At 52.1% G+C, this 18,931-nt stretch carries 23 protein-coding genes; 9 read left to right on the top strand and 14 right to left on the bottom strand.

Annotation, left to right across the window (positions count from 1 at the left end; genetic code table 11):
* Positions 1-74: 74 nt before the first annotated feature.
* Together B5D61_RS04385 and B5D61_RS04380 are read left to right on the top strand one after the other, a co-directional pair.
* Positions 75-1,475, top strand: a complete 1,401-nt coding sequence (locus B5D61_RS04385) for a hypothetical protein (RefSeq protein ID WP_078812078.1) — start codon at positions 75-77, stop codon at positions 1,473-1,475.
* Complete coding sequence (locus B5D61_RS04380) at positions 1,472-2,308, top strand: sugar phosphate isomerase/epimerase family protein (RefSeq protein WP_078812077.1); 837 nt, start codon at positions 1,472-1,474, stop codon at positions 2,306-2,308. The genes B5D61_RS04385 and B5D61_RS04380 overlap by 4 nt, the downstream gene beginning before the upstream one ends.
* Positions 2,309-2,369: 61 nt before the next feature.
* Here B5D61_RS04380 and B5D61_RS04375 read toward each other — a convergent pair whose 3' ends face one another.
* Entirely contained in the window at positions 2,370-2,966 is a 597-nt protein-coding gene (locus B5D61_RS04375; RefSeq protein WP_078812076.1) for an RNA polymerase sigma factor, read from the bottom strand.
* A gap of 301 nt (positions 2,967-3,267) precedes the next feature.
* On the opposite strand from B5D61_RS04375, the gene B5D61_RS04370 reads away from it, so the two are divergent.
* Entirely contained in the window at positions 3,268-3,726 is a 459-nt protein-coding gene (locus tag B5D61_RS04370) for a hypothetical protein (protein WP_078812075.1), read from the top strand.
* Positions 3,727-3,744: 18 nt separating this feature from the next.
* Positions 3,745-4,713, top strand: coding sequence for a glutathione S-transferase family protein (locus tag B5D61_RS04365; protein ID WP_078812074.1), 969 nt, complete (start codon positions 3,745-3,747; stop codon positions 4,711-4,713).
* 22 nt (positions 4,714-4,735) lie between these two features.
* Here B5D61_RS04365 and B5D61_RS04360 read toward each other — a convergent pair whose 3' ends face one another.
* From B5D61_RS04360 to B5D61_RS04350, 3 genes are all read right to left on the bottom strand, one after another.
* Positions 4,736-5,962 carry a hybrid sensor histidine kinase/response regulator gene (locus B5D61_RS04360; RefSeq protein WP_078812073.1) on the bottom strand — a complete coding sequence of 409 codons (1,227 nt, stop codon included), beginning with the start codon at positions 5,960-5,962 and terminating at the stop codon, positions 4,736-4,738.
* Positions 5,963-6,098: 136 nt separating this feature from the next.
* Complete coding sequence (locus B5D61_RS04355) at positions 6,099-7,790, bottom strand: 4-alpha-glucanotransferase (protein ID WP_078812072.1); 1,692 nt, start codon at positions 7,788-7,790, stop codon at positions 6,099-6,101.
* Between the two features lie 109 nt (positions 7,791-7,899).
* Positions 7,900-8,424, bottom strand: coding sequence for a DUF4142 domain-containing protein (locus B5D61_RS04350; RefSeq protein ID WP_078812071.1), 525 nt, complete (start codon positions 8,422-8,424; stop codon positions 7,900-7,902).
* A 192-nt stretch (positions 8,425-8,616) separates the two neighbouring features.
* Here B5D61_RS04350 and B5D61_RS04345 point away from each other — a divergent pair, with 192 nt between their 5' ends.
* Entirely contained in the window at positions 8,617-8,853 is a 237-nt protein-coding gene (locus B5D61_RS04345) for a hypothetical protein (RefSeq protein WP_078812070.1), read from the top strand.
* Between the two features lie 53 nt (positions 8,854-8,906).
* The gene (locus B5D61_RS04340) at positions 8,907-9,635 is read left to right on the top strand and encodes an endonuclease/exonuclease/phosphatase family protein (protein WP_176159217.1); all 729 of its coding nucleotides are present in this window, start codon (positions 8,907-8,909) and stop codon (positions 9,633-9,635) included.
* Between the two features lie 12 nt (positions 9,636-9,647).
* Here B5D61_RS04340 and B5D61_RS04335 read toward each other — a convergent pair whose 3' ends face one another.
* A complete protein-coding gene (locus tag B5D61_RS04335) occupies positions 9,648-10,964 on the bottom strand; it encodes a phospholipase D-like domain-containing protein (RefSeq protein ID WP_078812068.1) in 1,317 nt (438 codons plus the stop codon).
* Entirely contained in the window at positions 10,927-11,253 is a 327-nt protein-coding gene (locus B5D61_RS04330; RefSeq protein ID WP_078812067.1) for a cupin domain-containing protein, read from the bottom strand. Before B5D61_RS04330 ends, B5D61_RS04335 begins: the two co-directional genes overlap by 38 nt.
* Positions 11,254-11,348: 95 nt before the next feature.
* Between B5D61_RS04330 and B5D61_RS04325 the strand changes: the two genes are divergently transcribed.
* Entirely contained in the window at positions 11,349-13,007 is a 1,659-nt protein-coding gene (locus B5D61_RS04325; RefSeq protein WP_078812175.1) for an ABC1 kinase family protein, read from the top strand.
* Between the two features lie 18 nt (positions 13,008-13,025).
* On the opposite strand, the gene B5D61_RS04320 is transcribed toward B5D61_RS04325, so the two are convergent.
* The 5 genes from B5D61_RS04320 to B5D61_RS04300 form a co-directional block, all read right to left on the bottom strand.
* Complete coding sequence (locus B5D61_RS04320) at positions 13,026-14,111, bottom strand: DNA topoisomerase IB (RefSeq protein WP_078812066.1); 1,086 nt, start codon at positions 14,109-14,111, stop codon at positions 13,026-13,028.
* Positions 14,112-14,162: 51 nt separating this feature from the next.
* Complete coding sequence (locus tag B5D61_RS04315) at positions 14,163-14,564, bottom strand: PGPGW domain-containing protein (RefSeq protein ID WP_078812065.1); 402 nt, start codon at positions 14,562-14,564, stop codon at positions 14,163-14,165.
* 17 nt (positions 14,565-14,581) lie between these two features.
* Positions 14,582-14,986: a response regulator gene (locus tag B5D61_RS04310; protein ID WP_281251746.1), complete on the bottom strand. Its 405-nt coding sequence runs from the start codon at positions 14,984-14,986 to the stop codon at positions 14,582-14,584.
* 110 nt (positions 14,987-15,096) lie between these two features.
* A complete protein-coding gene (locus B5D61_RS04305; RefSeq protein ID WP_078812063.1) occupies positions 15,097-15,555 on the bottom strand; it encodes a hypothetical protein in 459 nt (152 codons plus the stop codon).
* 34 nt (positions 15,556-15,589) lie between these two features.
* Positions 15,590-16,177 carry a type 1 glutamine amidotransferase domain-containing protein gene (locus B5D61_RS04300; protein WP_078812062.1) on the bottom strand — a complete coding sequence of 196 codons (588 nt, stop codon included), beginning with the start codon at positions 16,175-16,177 and terminating at the stop codon, positions 15,590-15,592.
* Between the two features lie 127 nt (positions 16,178-16,304).
* Between B5D61_RS04300 and B5D61_RS04295 the strand changes: the two genes are divergently transcribed.
* Positions 16,305-16,445 carry a DUF3309 domain-containing protein gene (locus tag B5D61_RS04295; protein ID WP_078812061.1) on the top strand — a complete coding sequence of 47 codons (141 nt, stop codon included), beginning with the start codon at positions 16,305-16,307 and terminating at the stop codon, positions 16,443-16,445.
* A 73-nt stretch (positions 16,446-16,518) separates the two neighbouring features.
* On the opposite strand, the gene B5D61_RS04290 is transcribed toward B5D61_RS04295, so the two are convergent.
* Genes B5D61_RS04290 through B5D61_RS04280 form a run of 3 tightly spaced genes read right to left on the bottom strand, consistent with a single transcriptional unit; the run spans position 16,519 to position 17,936 of the window.
* Positions 16,519-16,737: a hypothetical protein gene (locus tag B5D61_RS04290; protein ID WP_139373057.1), complete on the bottom strand. Its 219-nt coding sequence runs from the start codon at positions 16,735-16,737 to the stop codon at positions 16,519-16,521.
* Complete coding sequence (locus B5D61_RS04285) at positions 16,734-17,114, bottom strand: low affinity iron permease family protein (RefSeq protein ID WP_078812059.1); 381 nt, start codon at positions 17,112-17,114, stop codon at positions 16,734-16,736. Before B5D61_RS04285 ends, B5D61_RS04290 begins: the two co-directional genes overlap by 4 nt.
* Before the next feature lie 24 nt (positions 17,115-17,138).
* Positions 17,139-17,936: an SDR family oxidoreductase gene (locus B5D61_RS04280; RefSeq protein ID WP_078812058.1), complete on the bottom strand. Its 798-nt coding sequence runs from the start codon at positions 17,934-17,936 to the stop codon at positions 17,139-17,141.
* Positions 17,937-18,066: 130 nt separating this feature from the next.
* On the opposite strand from B5D61_RS04280, the gene B5D61_RS04275 reads away from it, so the two are divergent.
* Positions 18,067-18,912 (top strand): SDR family NAD(P)-dependent oxidoreductase, encoded by an 846-nt coding sequence (locus tag B5D61_RS04275; RefSeq protein WP_078812057.1) that lies wholly within the window; start codon positions 18,067-18,069, stop codon positions 18,910-18,912.
* Positions 18,913-18,931: the final 19 nt, after the last annotated feature.

Genomic DNA, 18,931 nt, shown 5'->3' with positions numbered 1-18,931 from the left:
CTTTTCGAGCCCCCATTTCCGTCTCACTTGAAACGTGAACACGCGCTGCGTTCGCTAAAAACGATACTCGAAGGATGACTCCTTTTTATCGAGACGACGCAATTCGGCAACGCTTGATTGAGTTTCTCGGCGGCGAGACGCTGGATCAGGTCTCAGCGGCGTATCTGACGCATTCGGATCGGCATCAGTATCAGCGTTCCCAGCTTCGTCCACCCCGTGAGCTCGATTGGTTTTTGGAACGGGATCTTGATATCGCGCGTTCCTTGGCAGACTCCCGATCGCTCATTTTCCACCTCGACATTGAGTATGTAAATTTCGATTTCCATGCGTCTGCACATGTGGATGCCGCTCGTGCTTTTGAAATCCAAGAACCGGTGGTGAAAACCATTGAGTGTCTGCTCCTAGGCTGGGGTATCCGGCCTCTTCATATCTTAACCGGGCAAGGACATCATTTTGTTTGGCGAGTCGAGCGGCCAGGAGACTTGGCTGGTCGGCTGGAGGGTTTAGACCCAGCTCCAGAATTGCGCGCGGAATGTGTCAATGCGGTGCCGAGTGCTTTCGCGGACCAGATCAGTGAAGGTGCTCAGGCTGCATTCGCAGCCCAGTCCCTCGTGATGGAATATGTGGCTCAGCGGATCAAACAAGAGGCATCACCCCTCATGGACATTCCAGTCGAGATCACGGCAGTGCATGTGGGGCCTGGCAAAACAGGAACACGAGAAATTGTCTCCGTGGATATTTCTGAATATGGAGATCCTCTGTATGCGCGGATGATTCGTCAGCCCTTCACGTATTATTTGAAGCCGTGGATGCAGGGGTTGGCCGACGATCCTGAAGTGAAGAGTCAGATCCCCCTAGTGCGGGTGGTGCCCTTGCACGAGATGGATGTCCATTTGGCGCTTCAGGTGCGTCAAAATGAGGCTGATGTCCGCGACCTCGCAAGACGCGCCTGCGTTCGCATCCCTGACCAATCACATGGCACCGCTAAACTCGTGGATGAGTATTTGACCTCACCCCTCAGGCGGTTTCATGAGTTTTTTTACTCCGACCAACACGATCCACGTGATCGCTGGCCTGAAACTTATGACCATACCCCACCTGGGCTCTTACCACCCTGCATGAGAGCCTTGGTCGAGGATCCCAATGATCGACTGCTTAAGCCCGCAGGTATGCAACTCATCACGCGGAGCTTACTGGCGCGAGGCTGGCATCCGAGGCACATCGCCGGTTTCATCCGGTCGAAATTCGAAAACCCAGCTTACGGCTGGGGAGTGGACTGGATGGATTATAACGCCGCCATTCGAGCGGACTTCTACACCCGGATCTTCGCGGGACTCCGAGCCATGGGGCTGGATGAACTCATCGATTTCAACTGCATCTCCACCCGGGAGAAAGGCTTCTGCCACTCTCCTGCGGATGCGGGCGCCTGCTTAGCTCCGTTAAGGCAAACTCTACTCACCCACCCCATGTTATGAATCAATGGCCCATCGGCCTGTCCACAGGCTGTTTTTATTACCGAAGCATTTTTGATGTTTTGGAAGGTATCGCAGAAAGCGGTTTCCGACAGATTGAAATTTGCTCGTATCCGCGTCATTTGGATTATCATCAGCATGACTTGGTTGCTCGAGCAGGTGAGCGGATGCGTGAGTTGGAACTGCATCCGTTTTCATTTCATGCCCCATTTGCCGACAGGATCGATATCACCTCCCTCAATGATCACACCCGCCAAGATGCGGTCAAAGAACTCTGCATCGCATGTGAGGCTGCGGCGGCCATGGGTGCCAAGAACGTCGTTTTGCATCCTGGCCCCGAAAGAGAAGGCAGGCCTCCTCAGGAGGAGTTCTTATTGCACATGGAGGTTGCTGCGGAGTCTCTCAATGTCGTGGCGCAGAAGTGTCACCAGCTCGGAGTCAATCTTCTGCTAGAGAATATGCTGCCGCACTTGTTGTTCGGCCATATCAGCGACATGCTTTATTTGTTGGGTCAGATCCAGGAGTGCAATGTCGGCACGTGTTTGGATACCGGGCATGCTTGCTTGGCGAGAGAACTCGGAACTGTGGTGCACAAGCTCTCCGGTCATTTAAAAATGATCCATGCCAACGATAACCGTGGGGACTATGACTCCCATCTCAATCCCGGTGAAGGGATCATCGATTGGCCTTGGTTGCTAGGTGAGCTCAAAGGGCATCAGTTCAAAGGATCGATGATTCTGGAACTCACGGGTAATCCTTATGAGTCGATCACGGATACCTTGGCTAGAGCTCGGCGTGCTTTCGATTATCTGGTGGGAGTGAGTAAAAACAACTGACCGGTCCTGATACAATATCAAGGACCGGTCTTGAGAGGGTAATGATTGGATCGACGATGAATCACATCACCTTATGCTGGGAGCCACAAGCCAAGTGACTCAGCTTACGCATGCCGAGTTCAAGGCGAGTTTTAACCGTGCCCAGAGGCAGGCTGGTGCTCGAGGCGATCTGGCGCTGACTCATACCGTGGAGATGGGCCAGGATGACCACTTCTTTCTGAGCGACGGGCAAAACGTCGAGCAGATTGTTCAGGTAAGCGCGGATGTCGTGATTCTCGATGTCGTGGTGAGCACTCTCCACTTCGTAGGCATTGGAGGGCTTTGAGGCCTTTTCCAGCCGTTCAGTGGCCAGTTGATAAGCATGGCGTTGGCGGAGACGATCAATGGCACGGCGGCGAGCCAAAGTGATGAGCCAACCAGCAGCCTTACCTTTCTCCACGGAATAGTTGGAGGCATTGGTCCAAATCTGGATGAAGACCTCTTGCAGCACGTCGTCAGCTTCGGTCTCATCATGAATGACGGAGATGATGATGGACTTCAGAATCGAGTGATACCGTTTGTGGATGACCCAGAGGGCGTTCGGTTCTTTTGCAGCCACATTTGCCATGAGGGTTTCGTCGTCCATTTCGGCGAAAGCGGAGGTAGGGGTAATTTTCATAAAATGCGAGGCGAGTCAGTTTGAGGAAAGGCGCTCCCACATCGGAGGTGTGATGCGGTGCTGTTTCCTCTTTTGCACACCCCATGCCTCCGGCCTCGATTTTGAAAATTTGTTGATTTTCAACGCGTTAAAGGAAGATCGCTGTTTCGCGTTTTGTCATTCACTGACGAAATGCAAGCCTTGCATCGTGCATCTTGAAAAAATAAATCGGTTTTGCAGGGCTCGTTGGACGTCTTGAGAAAACGGCAGGCGCATGAGGACCCGAAGCTGCGAATACCTTTGAAATTAACTTCACTTCACCATGAACTACATCAACTTAGCCACCATGGACAGCGAGCATGAAGCGCATCGGCTTGCCTCGCGGTTCAGTGAACAAGGCATCAAGTCCCGCGTGCATGATGAGCGGGACATTCAGCTTTTTGTCTTCTTCACGAAACCCAAGGCGTTTACCATCGTTCAGGTTGACGACGGCGACTACTCTCGGGCCATCGCTTTCATTCAGCATCTTCATGATCTGAATGATCCCGTGTGCGGTCACATCTTCAGTTGCATTGAATGCGGCTCCTTTGCTGTCGAGTATCCTCAATTCACTCGGAAATACCTCATTACCCCTCTCTTGTTAGAGTGGGCGAGTAATCTGGGCCTTTTCAAAAAGCAGTTCTACTGTCGTAAATGTCACGCCATGTGGCCTTATGAAGTGAGCGCCTTGAAACCGAGGATCTCTCATTCGGCAGAAGTGCAAACGGCCCCCCCCAATTAAACTCGTCGCCTGATAATCATGGCCCAGTTTCCTGCTGAACAAAGCACGGATGGTAGCTTTCGGCGTCAGGAAGATGCTTTTCGCAGATGGGTCGTGGCGGATGGAAGCAGCGAGTTTCCACCGGAAGAAGGCCGCTATCATCTTTACGTTTCATTGGCCTGTCCGTGGGCACATCGCACTCTGATCATTCGCTCGGTGTTAGGCTTGGAAAAAGCCATTGGGGTGACCGTGGCAGATCCCGTGCGTGACGATCGCGGCTGGGCTTTTCGAGACGGGCTGGGACATTCCGCAGATCAAGCTGCTGGGTTTCAATTTCTGTCCGAGGCTTACTTGAAGTCAGACCCTTCATTCGAAGGGCGATACACGGTGCCTGTGCTGTGGGATACTCAGACGCAATCGATCGTGAGTAATTCTGAGGACGATATCTGTCGAATGTTTGCAGACGGTTTTAGAGCTTTTCAACGACGCTTCACAGATCCCTTTCCGGCTCATCTCGAAGACGAACAAAAAACATTGTCGTCTTACATTTACGACCGGATTAATAACGCTGTCTATAAGGCGGGATTTGCGACCACTCAGCAGGCTTATGAGAAAGCGGTGGGTGAGTTGTTCACTGCCCTGGGGGCGATGGAGGAGAGATTGACCAGAAATATATTCCTGCTCGGAAATGACCTGACGGAAGCGGATTGGCGGTTGTTCTGCACGTTGATTCGGTTTGATGCCGTGTATCACGGACATTTTAAGTGCAATCTCCGGCAGATTCAGAGTTATCCTCAGTTAAGCAGTTATGTGAGGTGTTTATACCAGCAATCCGGGATCCAGCAGACGGTCAATTTTGATCATATCAAACGACACTACTTCATGACTCATGAACAGATCAATCCAACACGGATCGTGCCGTTAGGACCTGACCTAACCTGGCTGGACGAGCCCTCTGAAAGAGAGCTCAGATTTGGATCTTATTGGGAAAACACCGTCTTACCTTGAGTCCAGGCTGGCCTGCCTAGATTCAAGTAATGGGAGGCAAATCCATATTGCGTGAGGGGAAACTCACCTTCACGTGTCCACCGGATGTACGGCTATGATTGCCAATCATTAAAGTGGCGTGGATCCGATCAGCAATGCGTTTCGCCGAGGCGAGTCCGACCCCCAAAGAGGGTTGGGAACTCCCTGCTTTTTGCTGCATGAAAGGCTGGAACTGACGTCGAAGATATTCCTCGGAGAATCCTGGGCCGTCGTCAATCACATGCAAGACGATACGGTCTTCTTCTTGAGTGATGCGAACCTCGATATGCCCAGACTGGGGCGTGAAATTCACCGCATTTGACAAGACGGCATCGACAATCTGATTGATAGCAAAGGATAAGCCGACAACGGGTAGGGGAGGCTCCGGAGCGCTGAGAGCGAGGTCCACAAGTTTTCGTTTCGCCGTCACATACCATTTACCGACCATGGATTTAAGGTCGTCGGTGGTAATGCCCCAAGGGGCCAACGACTCATGCAACGCTTCAGACTGAGCGGATTGCTCCTTGAGAAAGCCTTCAATCGAGACAATCATGCGTTCGGTCTCTTTCATGGCCTCCCGGCCCAGAGCTTGCATACTGTCTGGACGCTCTGCCTCTCTCATGTCTGCATGAATGGCTGACATGAACATGGAGAGACGTTGAAGTGGTTTATGCCACTCATGGGCGATAAGATCCAACGTGTGGCGGCGCTCCTGCATCTGTTTGATATGGCGCACCTGACTCCGGTGCAGTTCAACATGGGTGCGAACGCGAGCGAGGAGTTCTGATTTGTTGAAGGGTTTGGAAATGTAATCGACCCCACCTTTAGCAAAGCCCTTCATGATGGATTGGTGTCCGGTATCGCCCGATAGAAAGATGATGGGGATATTTTGAGTCGCTGGATTGTTTTTGATCTGCTCGCATACTTCAAAGCCATCCATGTCAGGCATCACAACATCCAACAGGATCAAATCCGGCCAATGACTGCCGATGGCTTCGATGGCCTTTTCACCGCTTAAGGTCGTGATCACACGGTAGCCGTCATTGGTCAGCATCTTTTTAACCATTTGAAGGTTGCGCTCCTGATCATCCACCACAAGCACAAGAGGCGGCGCGCCATGCGGCGAGGAAAGCGTCTTTATTGATGCACGGGGCAAAGCCAAATTAGCGGATGCCGTTGGGCTAGCCTTTTTAGCAAAGCTGGATGAGGAGATTGGGAGGGCCTCTGTCATGGTTGTAATCCGATGAAGTCAAAAAAGGCTGCCGGGGACTATCGCATGCCGATTTTATTCCTCTGGAATCGAAGCTGAAGCTGTCGTTGCGTGGGTGTGGCTCGCGGAAAAAGCAAATTTATCAATCCTCAACCGATCAGGCACGTCCTGTGTGAATCAGCCATTTTTCGGCCTCCTGAATGCGGGGGCCATAAAGTGGATGGCGCTCCATGTCTTGCCACGGAAGTTCCATCCTTTCGCACCAGGTCAAGCTGCCATAACTGCCCGGCAGGTTGAATCGCTGAGCCGTTCCAATCAAGTCTGTGCACATGAGGACGGCAAGCAAGCAGGGAGTCTCAAAAAGTGATTTTTGGAGTGAACTGAGCAGTTCACTATTGAGCTCCGCAGGCGGGGCACCTTCCCATCTTGCAAATGCTAGCAGGTTGGCCAAATCGCCGGATGGCTCCCTTGGCGGTTCTCGAAAGCGAGCGTAAGTCGCTGCAAGAGGAGCATGGTCGTGATTACCATAAGACACTAAACTCAAAACGCGAAAATGATTCTGGTGCAGCAGGTGTCCCGAGTCATCCTTCTCAAGGAGAGGGAAGGTGAGATTGGGCATCTGGAGGTCGTCGAGAGCTTGCCGCATGTAGTCGGGCATCATCCCCATGAGTTCGGCTACCAGTCCCATCTGGCCAGCCGCTTCCTGCATCACGGAGATGATTTCGCGACCCTGAAGATCGTTCATTTGAGCTGCTGTTTCGTCGTCATCAGGTCCAGGGACGAAGCGGGGAAGCAGGCCTTGTGTCTTGAGCTTGGCCTCTTCTTCATTCAGCGTGGCAAACTCGGCGTGCTGAGCGCCACCTTGCCAAGGGAACATGTAGCCTCGGAAATAGCCGCGTAGGTGATCCAGCCTGCAAATGTGGAAGAACTGAGCTTCGGACTGAACCCGTTCCCGAACCCATTGGAATCCTTCCGAGCGATGATTTTCCCAGCGATATGGAGGTAGGCCCCAGTTTTGTCCCCACCTCTCGGAATCCTTATTGGTATCGAAGTAAGATACCGGCCGCGTCCCCATGCTCCACTCTCGGTCAAACAGTTCAGGCGACAGCCATGCGTCCGCGCTGTTTTTGGACACACCGAACGACATCTCGCCCATCAATCGAATATTTTTGGAGTCCGCATAGCTTCGGACATCCCTCCACTGCCGCCATGCCACCCATTGAATAAAGGCAAAGCCACGACGTTTTTGAGCTAAATGCGCATGCTCAGGATGCGTGGCAAACCATTGCTCAGCCTGAGCGAAGCTATGATGCTCAGGGCGCCACTGCTCCCAGTGGGCATTGCCGTCATACTCTTCCACGAGAATCCTGAAAAGCGTGTAACCCGGAAGCCATGAAGCCGCATGTTCTTCAAATCTGGCAAAATCCTCCGCAAGGTCCGAGGAGTTAGATTCCAGGCCCGTAAAACTTTGATACGCCTCCATCAGGATTAGCAACTTTAACGAATGTACGGACAGATGTTTGACTGGCCCTTCTCGTAGTTGGGCAAGCCAAGCTTCGGGAGCTAAGCGGTCGATGATTTCTTTTGTTAGGCCTGGAACCAAATCTGGATTCAGGGTAAGATAAGCGGGTGACAGAGCACGAGAACTGATCGGATTGTAAGGGCTATGATCCCCCACAGTTTCATGCACGGGCAAAAGTTGGAGCACGGCAAAGTGATGCGCAGCGCAGAAGTCTATGGACTCCTTAACGCCCAAGGTATCACCAATACCCATGTCCTCATGACGACGCATGGCAAAAACGGGGACCAGCAACCCAGCAACTTTTTTGGGGACGAATAAACTCGGCATGGGGATGGCAATCAGGGGTGTTTTATGCAAATGGCGGTGACAAGAGCCTAAAGGCACACGTCACCGCCAGCGCGGGTATCAAAAATGCGGGTATGAGATCAGAGTCAGACTATTTCTTCTGTGCAGCCTGAATCATGTCGAGATGAGAGCGCAGTTCTGGCAGCGCTTTGGAAGCCAAGTTTTTGACGTCAGCATCCGCAGAGTCTTTGGCTGCGTCTTCAAACAACGCGATCGCATCCTTGTGGGCTGACTCCAGCTCGGCGAGGAAAGCCTTATCGAAATTGTCTCCGGTATCTGTGTTCTCGAGATCCTTCAGTGTTTCGGTATCGCTTGGATCGGTCACAGTCGAGATGGCGACATTCTTGCTCTTGGCCAAAGCCGAGATTTCTGCATTCAGAGCGGTATGCGCAGTCACCATCTTTTCAGCGAGTTCTTTGACGTCAGCGCGTGCACCTTTACGCACGCCAAGACTTGCCACTTGAACCTCGCCGATGCCCATTTGAGAAGCGCTTTTCACAAAGGACTCGTCAGTGGAATTCACAGTGCTTTTTGCGTCTTCTGCCTGGATCGAGTTGGCTAAGAAGCCGAGGCTGGCAAAGGCTGCGAGAAGGGTGATCATTTTGTAAGATTTCATAATTAGTCAGTCGGTTTTGGGTTGGTTTGTAATTGTCTCCTCCAAGCGACAAAATGTTTGGCTTGAGGGACGCTTCTGCAGGGATTCGCCGTGTTCTGAAAAGGCGGACGTATCCTTTGTGTTGAAAACAGTGTCCATTGTCTCTGCCGTCCAGATGGAGGCCGGGGCGCGAAGCCTCTTAAAGGACTATCTATGAAAACAGAAAAAAAAGATCTTCAGAATGACCAACTCGATCAGTTGGGGGGCACGGACCAGATTGAACAATTGGCCGCCGATCTTGCTGTCGAGGAGAACCGTGATCGGGTGACGAATGTGCATCGGGAAAAGGCGCTCCGTCAAATGGAGGAGATGGCGACGCCTCCTCAAAATGCGCAAGAAGAAGCTGAAAAAGCTAACCCTCATGGTTCAGAAAGCCCCCATCAAGGATGAGTGTCGAGATGCCAGGGCAGGTCAATGATACGGGTTCTAGAAAGCTCCGTATCATGACGTACAATGTCCATGGCTGCATCGGAACGGATGGGCGCTTGGACGAAAGTCGAATTGCCGAAGTCATCCTTTCTATGAATCCCGACGTGGTAGCGCTTCAAGAACTGGATGTGGAGCGAAAAAGAAGTAAAGGGGTGCACCAGGCAAGACACCTTGCAGAACACTTGAAAATGGAATTTCATTTTCACCCTGCGATCACCCATTTATCAGAACAATATGGAGACGCGGTTTTGAGCAGGCTGCCCATGAAACTGCTTCTTCAAGGGAAACTGCCCACATCCAATTCAAGACTCGCGTTTGAGCCAAGGGGTGCCTTACTCGTGCAGCTGGATTTTCAAGACGAAGGCATTCATTTGCTCAATACCCACTTGGGATTGAGTTGGAGCGAGCGCATGGCCCAGATCCAAGCCTTGTTAGGCCAAGAGTGGGCGGATGATAGCATTCGTCATTACCCATTCATTTTTTGTGGCGATCTCAATGCGCTTCCCGGCTCATTGGTATATCGAACCATCACCCGACGATTAAAAGACGTGCAGAGATGGAGTTTGTGGGGAAGGCCGAGGTTTACTTTCCCCTCTCGATGGCCCGTGACGCGTTTGGACTACATCTTTATGAATTCCAGATTGAGTGTCCATAAAGTGATCGTGCCAAACACGCCCCTCACGCAAGTTGCTTCGGATCACTTGCCTCTCGTTGCCGATTTAGTGTTGCATCCGAAAGAGTGAGTGAATTTCAGCTCATAGCTGGGACCTGAAAATGCCGGCCGCGTGACCAAGAATTTTTTCGGAAAGGCTTCGGTTTCGCCATTCCTCCCAAGTGATTTCGTGTGACCTCGCTTTGTCTTCTTCAAAGACTTGCAGGTGATGCCGAGCGAACTTCTGATCCCAAACGTTAAGGTTTGCTTCTTCGTTGAGACATAAGGAGCGATCATCCAGGTTGCATGATCCAACGGAAGCCCACTGTTCATCAACGACGAAGTATTTACTATGGAGAAGGGCAGGTTGAAACTCGAAGAAGCGTGCGCCGTGACGCAATAAGCCCCCCCAACGTGCGCGACCCACATAGCGGACGACGCGTTGGTCTATGCGCTCACTCGGGCCGATGATTTCCACTGAAACACCACGATCCAAAGCTGCCTTGAGCAAGCGAATCACCAGTCGATCAGGGATGAAGTAGGGGTTGACGATTCGGATGGATTTACGGGCGGCTGCGATGGACAGCAAAAACATCAGCCTTGCGTTGTCAGCACCTTCACTGACTGAGCTTTTGAAGATCTGGCAGATGGTATTTCCACAAGGCAGAAGTTCAGGGAAGTAATCATCCCCATGAAGTACTTCCGCTCGCATTTGAATCCAGTTGTCCAAGAAAGCCTGCTGCAGTTGAGCAACAGCGGGGCCCTGAACTTCATACTGCGTGTCTCGCCAATGATCAGGGAGATTCCCGTGGCCATCCCAGAGGTCGGAAAAGCCGACGCCTCCCACAAAACCGATCTTTCCATCTGCGACTAAAATTTTGCGGTGAGTTCGATGGTTGAAATGAGTCAGGTTGTATCGTCGAAAGATCTCCACCTCGACGCCTGCCTCCTTCATGATTTTCATGCATTCCCCATCCAGGCAGTCAGACCCCATTGCATCCTGTAAAAAATGGACTTTGACGCCTCGTCGAGCACTGTCTGCAAACGCCTTGGAAAATCGCCTTACCACATCTCCATCTGCCCAAACGAAGTTCTCGAAGGTGATCGATCGTTTGGCTTGGTGGATGACCTCAAGCATGCGCGGAAATACCTCCGCTCCGTTTTGAAGAATCGTGATTTTATTCCCTTCAAGCAGCGGTGGACCCAAGAGATGGCTCATGGCTCTGACAAAGGCACCATCACTGACGCTGTAGTCGGTCTCGATGTTATGCGTGATCTTCTTCTCGGTTTCTAAAAAGTTACGACTGAAGATCACCGCGACGAAGCTGCTGATTGCTGCTGTAGCGACGAATTTAGCAAAGCCATGCCGATGGTGGAGAGATTCATCCTCGGCTGTTAGGGGGATAGGCGGGTGGAGCATACACGTTAAAAGTTAGCGCCGTACTATCCGAATCATTGTAAAAGCGATGCGGGATGTCGGCAGGTATCGTGATGAATTCGCCTTTCGATAGGATGATGGACTCCTCTCCGACTTTTCCTTTGATACTTCCTTCAATAACGAGCAGGACTTGGTCACTGCTCGGATGGCTGTCTAAGTCTGGGCCAGACTCTGAGCCGGGATCGAGACGCATCATGGCGACTTGGGTGAGATCGGTGGTATGGAGTGCCTCGAACCAATCCTGAAAGTGGTGTATGCTTTGAGGTTTCATCCACACAATTCGCTAGGCGCTGCGAGGGCGCGCGTATCGGCAGCACGTCCATTCAAAGGGTCGAAGACGATTGCTAAATGCCTGAACCCATTCTCATGATCCTCTCTCTCAATCCCGAACACCTTAAGCGATACAAACAAGTGATCGCTTTGATGATAAAACATGGCCATGGAGATTTGGTCAAAAGCGCGCCCATCGTGGATGATCCACTGGACTTCGCTCCGCCTCCCCCAGTGCCGCCTGGTGCCAAAGAACTGGCCAAGGACTTGGAGGCTTTGGGACCCACTTTTATTAAGCTGGGGCAGCTGCTTTCAACGCGTGGCGATTTCGTTCCGCTTTCTTATATGGAGGCTTTAAGCATGCTCCAAGATGACATCCAGCCTTTTGCTTTTGAGAAGGTGGAGGCCATCGTCAATGTCGAGATCGGTGCACGGCTGTCGAAAGCATTTCGTTCATTTGAACCGGTACCGATGGCGGCAGCCTCTCTGGGGCAAGTCCATTATGCTGTTTTGCGCAGTGGGCAAGAAGTAGCGGTCAAGATTCAAAGACCGGACGTGAGAGAGCAAGTGGCGGCGGACTTGGAAGCCATTTCTGAGATTGCTGAGTTCCTGGACAAACATACAGAAGTTGGAAAGCGCTTCGAATTCACCAAGATCGTGAATGAGCTGCGTAAAGCGATGCTCCGAGAATTGGATTATCGTTTGGAAGCTCAGACCATGCGTTTGATGAGAGAGAAGCTCTCCGAATTTCATCGCTTGGTCATCCCGGCTCCTGTGGATGATTATTCGACGGGGCGTGTGCTGACGATGGAATACATTGATGGCACCAAAATCACCAAGCTGCATCCGATTGTCAGACTTGAAGTGGATGGCACCGCACTGGCGGAAGAGGTCTTTCGATCTTATCTGCATCAGATTCTGATCGTTGGGGTCTTTCACGCAGATCCGCATCCCGGAAATGTTTTTCTGACGGCGGACAATAGCAAGGTGGCTCTGCTCGATTTCGGGATGGTCGCTCGTATCGGGCCGCAGATGCAGGATCAGTTGCTGAAGCTCTTGTTAGCGATCAGCGAGGGGCAGAGTGATCGCGCTGCAGAAGTGGCTCAGGGCATGGGGGTGGAGAAAGAGCATTTCGATGAGATCACATTTCGACGTGAGATATCGGAATTGGTGAGCCAGCAACAGGGAGCCACGGTTCGGGAACTGCAAGTGGGTAAAATCGTGATGAATGTTACACAAGTGGCAGCTCGCACGGGACTAAGCCTTCCCGAAGAGTTGACCATGCTTGGAAAGACTCTGCTAAATCTCGATTTGGTAGGCCGAACGCTCGATCCACATTTCGATCCCAACGAGTCTATCCGGAGAAACGCGAGCCAACTCATGGAGGCCAAAACGCTCAAGAGTTTGTCGTTGGGCAACTTGCTCAATTCGCTGCTGGATGCCAAGGAGCTCATTGAAAAATTGCCCAGTCGTTTGAATCAATTTCTTGAGGTCGTGGCCGGTAACAAACTGAAGATCCATCTGGACACGATCGATGAAAAAGTTGTCATGACAGGCCTGCAAAAAGTGGCTAACCGGATCACTCTGGGGCTGATCTTGGCGTCATTGATTGTGGGTGCCTCGATGTTGATGAGAGTCGAAACCAGTTTCCGTCTTTTTGGCTATCCCGGATTTGCCATGCTGCTCTTTTTGTTAGCCTGTGGTGGTGGGATTTCCTTGGCATGGCAAATCATGAAAGGAGATATGAAATCCTGAAATGGCTAAGGGGAATATTCATTTCCTAGGAGACAGGCGACGCCTGTGGGCCTTGAGGCGCTTTTGAAGGAGTACGAGGACAGCGGCTTCTTCAGGCTTCAGCTTGGAGAGAGACCGGTCGATTTTCCCAGACACGGTTTCTTTCAGAGTGGCGATGGTTTGACCCTCGAAGTACGATTCTAAGATGATTGGGTGCACATAGCATTTTCGACAAACAGAAGGTGTGTTACCTAGCATCTTCGCTACCGCTTCCACGGCGGAGACGATGTTTTTCTTGGCCTGACTCTCAGACGTCACTTCTTCAAATTCTTGGAGTGCTATCGCGGCGAGAACCGTGCCCGCCCAGGTCCGATAGTCTTTTGCCGAGAAATCGCCCCTTGAAATGTCGCGAAGGTAATCGTTAACGTCTTGAGAACCGACATCGTGGACTTGTCCGGTATCATCCACATAAGCGAGAAGCTCCTGCCCCGGCATGTCTTGACACCGTTTTACAATGCCGGCCAGCCTTCGTTCCTTTAGAGTGACTTGATGATACTTGCCACTTTTTCCGCGGAAACTGAACCGCACGGTCCCACTATTCACTTTGACGTGATGATTGTGAAGAGTTGTTAGACCGTAGGATCGGTTAGTCCGAGCATATTCGTCGTTGCCGACACGGATGAGGGTGGCCTCAAGAAGTTGCAGGATAGCGGCTAAGACTTTCGTGCGGGGGAGCCCTGGTTGCCTCAAATCCTTCTCCACACGTTTTCTAATACGAGGAAGCGCACGTGCGAAGGCGATCATGTGAGTGAACTTACTTTCATCACGATGTTCGGCCCATTGGGAGTGGTAACGGTATTGCTTTCGCCCACGAGAGTCGCGGCCAGTCGCTTGGAGATGGCCGTTTGGATAAGGGCAGATCCATACAGAGGTCCAGGCGGGTGGAATCACCAAGGCCTGAATCCTTTCTAGCGCTTCTTGATCCTTCAATCGGTGGCCGTGGGTATCCAGATAAATGAAACCTGAATCACGCGATTGTCGCGTCAGTCCAGGCTGGGTATCTTGGCTGTATCGGAGACCGGCTGCGCGAGCTGCCGTGATAGCATCTGACGGGGTCGAATTCATGGGTCCATCAAACCGAGGCTTGGGCGAAGACGGTCCCCAGCTAGGGAGCCATTACACCCAGAGTTTATAAGCACATCCAACCATTCCGATGAGCAGTATGACCACCGCCATTACGCCCAGGCTACGCTGGTAGGGGAGGCAATTGTGCCACCACTGTTTCAATGCCTGAACGGATCCACGGATGAGAACCTCGGCTCGGTCGAGTAATCGGGCCATGAAAAGGAACTCGCTGGCCACTAAGGCTAAACCGAATGCCACGACTAAAAGACCGGGCCCGGGCATGCCGAGCATGATGATGCCCACCAGTGTGAGAGCAATGCCGAGGGTGACGTAAAGTACACGCCGCCAAGTATCGCCATCACACCGGTCTTTTTGGCGTGTTTGATAAAAATTCTCGAACCTCTTCCCCGGTCTGCCGTTCTTCAGTTGATTCCAGTGAGATTGGAGGGACATGGGGAACAGTTTTTGAATCAACCCTGCTGGGCATTGAGAGAAGGCTTGAAGTAAACCTCTCCACTGATGACTGTTTCCAAAGCATCCATGAGTTCAGCAGGAGAGGAGTCTTTGACGAGATATCCCTTGGCACCGCATTCAGCAGCTTGCTCGGCATACGATCGTTCTTCATGAGCCGACACCATCAGGATGGGAACCTCTGGATACTCATTCAAGATTTCTCGGACCAAGTCGTAGCCGGTGCCATCTGGAAGAGTGACATCCATGATGATGATATCAGGGATGTCATCACGCTCAATGTGCAGGCGGGCCTCATCTATCGTAGAGGCGCTCCAGGCCATATCGAGTTCGGGGGAATCATCAATGAGGCTGCGGTAAACAGCTCGCATAATGGAGTGATCGTCAACAACGGCGATTCGCATCATAGAAACGGGGTGGACCGATAAGGTTGGGAGAAACATCATTTTCTGAATCGACAGAAAAGATCGAGCCGCGCTTAGATTTTTGTCAGAGACGGAAATTGCTCATGGTTTTAAGGACGCGCAGCTTCCCAAGCCTGCTCAGCGATATTGTGAATGCCTTGCTCTCCCTGAGGCACGACGTTTGAAAAATCGCCACGTAGCGCTTTGAGGGCGTATTTTTCGTGATCGATCTCGCGTCGAGTCCGAATGCCCAGGCGACGTAGAAGGGGGATAGGAGGGCACCAGCCTCGGACGGCATGGTTGAACAGAAACGGCAAAACGATGCCCGGAACGATGAAATATTTTTTATTTCTTACTAGCCCTAGTAGCAGGCCAGAAAATGCAAGAAAAGAGGCATTGCATTCGAGCCATCGCTCAATGTCCCACTCCTGATCGAGTTCTTCGATCCGACGAGAAATCTCTTCTCGAGATTGCACAGAAATACCACCGACTCTTAGCTTGGCAGAAGCTTCGATTTGTTCGTTAAGCGCTTCTTCCGTATTTTGCTGAACAGGATCGTAAAGGTGCATGATTTTTGAGGGGATAGGGATTGGAAAACAAGGGTTAGCCATCCTGCGGCGGCACAGCTCCGGTTCCGAGGGGGGCATGAAAATCTTTGGCAAAGATCTCAATCATCTTACCGTTGAAAGCTGGAATATCGTCAGGCTGACGGCTGGTGATGAGCTGGTGGTCCACGACGACCTCTTCATCTACCCATTCACCACCGGCATTTCGGATATCGGTCTGGATGGCAGGCCAGGAGGTCAGTCGGCGACCGTCCACGAGCCCGGCTTCGATGAGCAGCCATGGTCCATGACAGATAGCGGCGATAGGTTTACCGCGAAGGGCAAAGTCACGCACGAAGTCCACGGCTTCAGGCATGGCTCGTAAAGTGTCGGGATTGGCCAATCCCCCTGGCAAGACCAGGGCGTCGAAGTCAGAGGGATCTGCTAAATCCAGACGGATGTCGGTGGCAAAGGCATCACCTTTTTCATCGTGATGCATACCGTGAATTTCGTCGGCCTGTGGAGAGATGATGCTGACTCGGGCTCCAGCCTTTTCAAGAGCTTGCATGGGTTGCTCGAGTTCAGACTGCTCAAAGCCGTCCGTGGCCAAGATGGCGATGTGTTTGGTGCCCAGGGGTGTTTTCATAACAAAAAGCGTATCGTTTTTCGAGCACTCGCTGGTTGCCAGCATCTGTGAAAACGATGCCGTTGACGATCGTCACGACCGAAGGAGGCGAATGCCGCGAATTCCAGAAGCAACCCTAAATTGCATTATGAATACCATCCTTTTAGTTATCCTGATTCTTCTTTTGATTGGAGCACTTCCTACTTGGCCTTACAGCTCCGGTTGGGGCTATTATCCCAGTGGTGGATTGATCCTGCTGATTGTGCTCCTCTTGATTTTCCTGCGCTGACCTAGAAGCTTTGACAAAAACGGCGTCTGATCTGAGGATCAGACGCCGTTTTTGATTTATAGGCTGCTGGGTTTTAAGCTTCTAAAGGAGGAGCTGGATCGTCGATGCCCTCGTCGCCCTGTCGAAGATCCTCTTTATCATGCTTGGGGTCTGCTCCTGCGTCAGTTTCGCGGGTGACTCGACGGGGAAGCGGAACGTCTTCAAACTCGTCGGGCTGACGGAGAGGAACTTCGCTGGGGTTTGGATTGGGAATCGGAGAAAACTCCTCAGTGGGTGAAGTAAGTTCATTCATGGTTTTTTGGAGGGTTGAGATTTGGTCCGTTGAACTTTCTGACGGAATTCTTCAGCCAGCTTTTCAAGCTGTTCTTCAGGTAAGTCTTCGAGGTCGATGATGTCATCGCGCGCTGCTTTGATGGAGCGGATGATCTCATCCAGCTTCAACTGCATGGCCATGGATTCACGGTTTTGACTGTTCTGGATGAGGAAGACACTCAGAAAGGTAACAATGGTGGTGCCCGTGTTGATCACGAGCTGCCAAGTTTCGGAATAGCCCAAGGATGGCCCCAAGGCTGCCCATCCGAGAACGATTAACAGAGCCAGAATGAAGGCAAAGGGATGCCCTAGACCACGTGCGGCTTGGGAAGCCATTTTAGCGAAAAGATCTTTCATAAATGGAGCTGAATTGAGGTTGAATTACCCTTCCAAGAGAGATTCCCCTCCATCGATGTAGATCTCTGTGCCTGTGATGTGGCTGGAAGCGTCTGAGGCGAGAAACCAGACCAATTGAGCCACCTGTCCCGAGCTTCCAGGCTCGCCATCTTTGAGAGGAATACTGCCTTCAGGGAAGTGAACGGGGACTCGGATACGATCCAGATTTCGAGTGTAAGTTTCTTCTGCGATGGTGGTTTCAATGGCTCCGGGGCAGATAGCGTTCACGCGCACGCGATGGCGTGCCCACTCCAAGGCGAGCATTTTCACAAGCGCGAGTTGTGCCGCTTTGGATGTGGCATAGGCGGAGGCTCCTGTGTTGCTAAATATGCGAGTGCCATTGACAGACGAAGTGACAATGACTGAGCCCCCCTGGGCCTTGAGATGGGGAAAGCAATGTTTGAGGACTAAAAACGTGCCTTTGAGGTTGGTGTTGAGAGTGGCATCCCATTCCGCTTCTTCCAATTCCTCAAAGGGAGCCCACATCCCATTGATGCCGGCATTGTGATGGAGGATGTCAAGTTGTCCCCAGGCCTCGAAGCTGGTTCTGACGGCTAGGGCTACTTGGTCGGCCGAGGTGACATCTCCTTGCACGGACAAGGCGCGACCGCCGCTGTGATGAATTTCCTCTTCGGTTTCTTTCAGATGCTCAAGCGTCGTACCGACGAGTGTGACGGCCGCGCCTGCATGAGCGAGCAGTTTAGCGGAAGCTTTGCCAATACCGGCTCCTGCTCCGGTCACTAAAGCCACTTTGTCCGCTAAAGACTGCTTGGGAATTTGCATCGTAGGGCAGTTCGCAAGGCGCTGTTGGGACGGATGTGATGGAATGTGATAAGCCTGCAAACTGAAGTTTCCACCAGTACATGCCGCCATGCCGATGAGGAGCCTCGAATGATAAGAAACACTTTTCGTTATGCACTATGACACAGCTCTCATTACTGGTGCGTCTAGCGGGATTGGGCTTCATCTGGCCCATCAGTTTGCGTTCATGGGGCATCCTGTCGTGCTGGTCGCACGTCAAAAAGAGGAGATGGAGGCCATCGCTGCCGAGTTAACAGCGCGATACGGTCTGATGGCCCGCGTGATCGCCAAGGATCTGGAACAACCTGAGGCTGCACAAGAAATCTTTGACGAGCTTTCGGCTGCTTCTATTGAGATCGGTGTATTGGTCAATAATGCAGGCGTAGGATTTCGTGGGCACTCCTGGGAGATTTCGGCAGAACAGGAACTCGCCATGATGCGCCTCAACATTGAAGCCGCGCTACGCCTGACACGCCTTTTCTTGCCACCGATGCTGAAACGGCAACGGGGACGGATTTTAAACACAGCTTCGGTGGCCGGCTTCGAGCCAGGCCCCATGTTAAATGTTTATCATGCGACGAAGGCTTTTCTGCTGTCGTGGAGTGAAGGGCTGGCGGTCGAATTAGAACCCACGGGTATCACCGTTACAGCTCTTTGTCCTGGCCCGACTGACACAGACTTTTTCACGAAGGCTGGCATGATCGGGGTGCGAGGTTTCCAAAAAGCTCCTGTGATGGCTCCGCAGGAGGTGGCTCAAGTGGGCTACGAGGGCATGGTCAACGGTGATCTCGTCGTGGTGCCGGGCGGGATGAATAAAGCCCTGGTCGCGGCACGGCGCATCTTAACGGATCACGCGCAGGCTAAGCTGAATGAAATGATGTATGAAGAGATCACCCCAGAGGAATGCACGCGGCATCGGGGCGATGTGGAGGCGGCCGCAGCGCATGCTGCCTCATGATGCGGGGACAAAAAACGCG

This window comes from Prosthecobacter debontii (genome assembly GCF_900167535.1).
GTDB classification, from domain to species: Bacteria; Verrucomicrobiota; Verrucomicrobiia; order Verrucomicrobiales; family Verrucomicrobiaceae; genus Prosthecobacter; species Prosthecobacter debontii.
The sequence above is the reverse complement of the archived record's forward strand: the minus strand, read 5'-3'. Positions and strand labels throughout refer to the sequence as shown.